The sequence below is a fragment of the Streptomyces sp. SID12501 genome (assembly GCF_010550245.1).
Taxonomy (GTDB): Bacteria; Actinomycetota; Actinomycetes; order Streptomycetales; family Streptomycetaceae; genus Streptomyces.
In genome coordinates this window covers 1-400 of sequence record NZ_JAAGLU010000952.1, presented here as the reverse complement: position 1 = coordinate 400, position 400 = coordinate 1, and the positions used below count along the sequence as shown (strand labels likewise).

Here is a 400-nt window from a genome sequence, read left to right as displayed (position 1 = left end):
TGCTGGTGCGCAACCGGGCCGCCCTGAGCGTGGCCCTGCTCATGCCGGTGATGATGGTCTTCGTCCTGCGTTCGACCCTGAGCGCCGACACCGTGGGCTCGGTGGCCGTGGCCACGCTGACCGGCGGCGTCGGGATGGTGCTGCTGCTCGTCGTCTACATGAACCTGGTCTCCGCCTACGTCGCCCGGCGTGAGGAGCTCGTCCTGAAGCGGCTGCGCACCGGCGAGGCCGGCGACCTGGAGATCCTCGCCGGGACGGCGCTGCCCGCCGCCGTCATCGCCCTCGCGCAGATCGGCGCCCTCGCCCTGGCCGGGGCGGCCGTGCTCGACGCGCCCGCGCCGGACCACCCGTTGCCGCTGGTCGTCGGCGTACTCGCCGCGCTGCCGCTGCTCGCCGGGAT

Annotated in this window: 1 pseudogene; it reads left to right on the top strand. The window is 74.2% G+C overall.

Annotated features, from left to right (window positions below):
- Nucleotides 1–2 precede the first annotated feature (2 nt).
- Nucleotides 3–400: pseudogene (locus G3I71_RS49290) on the top strand (ABC transporter permease); the annotation flags it as partial.